This window comes from Flavobacterium frigoris PS1, assembly GCF_000252125.1.
Lineage (GTDB): Bacteria > Bacteroidota > Bacteroidia > Flavobacteriales > Flavobacteriaceae > Flavobacterium > Flavobacterium frigoris_A.
In genome coordinates this window covers 1-1,212 of the sequence record NZ_AHKF01000043.1, presented here as the reverse complement: position 1 = coordinate 1,212, position 1,212 = coordinate 1, and the positions used below count along the sequence as shown (strand labels likewise).

1 pseudogene is annotated in these 1,212 nt (G+C 40.3%); it reads right to left on the bottom strand.

The window, feature by feature from the left end:
* Positions 1 to 1,212: pseudogene (locus tag HJ01_RS17705) on the bottom strand (hypothetical protein); the annotation flags it as partial.

The following is a 1,212-nucleotide window of genomic DNA, read 5'->3' as shown; positions in this document are numbered from 1 at the left end:
CCAATAGGAGCAGAAACAGTTATTGTTCCCGTAGCTACTGCACAAGTTGGTTGCAAAGTGGCTGCAGTTGGTGCAGCTGGTGTTGTTTTTGGTGCGGCGTTGCCTGAACCATTTGAGCTTATACAACCATTTGCAGAAGTTACTCTCACAGTATAGGTTCCTGCTGTACTTACTGTTATTGATTCAGTAGTGGCATTGTTACTCCATAACAATTCTCCTGTATAGCCTGATGCCGTCAATGTAGACGTACCATTACAATTGTTAATTACATTTACAGTTGGCGCAGTTGGCACATTTTTATCAACTGTCACAGTTACAGAGTCAGTTGCAGTACATCCGTTAGCGGCTGTTACAATTACAGTATATGTTGTTGTTAATATAGGTTCAGCTATTGGATTGGCAATGTTTGTTGCACTTAATCCTGTTGCTGGACTCCAAGAATAGGAAACTCCACCTGAAGCAGATAAAGTTGTACTTTTAGTGGTACAGTTGATGGTTACATCTTGTCCTGCATCTGCTTTTGGTAATGAATTATCTAAAGTTACTGCTACTGTATCGCTTGATTTACAACCTGTAGCGGTGTAAGTTACTGTTAAAGTATAGGTAGAGGCGGCACTTACGATTGGAGATAAAGTAGTTTCTCCACTTACAATTGTTCCACCAGTCCACAAATAGGTAACGCCTACTGTAGTTGATCCGGTTCCGTTTAAGGTTACTGTTCCATCTCCTTCGTTGGTAATACAGTTTATTTGTACAGGCGTTCCAGCCTCTGCTGTTGGCACTGTATTGTCTATAGTTACTGCTACCGTATCACTTGATTTACAACCTGTAGCGATATAAGTTACTGTTAAAGTATAGGTAGCTGCGGCGCTCACAATTGGAGATAAAGTAGTTTCTCCACTTACAATTGTTCCACCAGTCCACAAATAGGTAACACCTGCTGTAGTTGATCCGGTTCCGTTTAATGTTACTGTTCCATTTCCTTGGTTAGTAGTACAGTTTATTTGTACAGATGTTCCTGCTTCTGCTGTTGGTACTGAGGTTTCCACCGTTACAATTACACTTTTAGTATCATTACAACCAGAAGCTGTATTTGTTTTTGTTACAGAATAAGTAGTGGTCACACTTGGATTTACAGTTGGATTTGCATCAGTAGAAGTATATCCTACAGGTGACGATACCCAAGAATAAGTATATCCTGTTTCTGAAGCT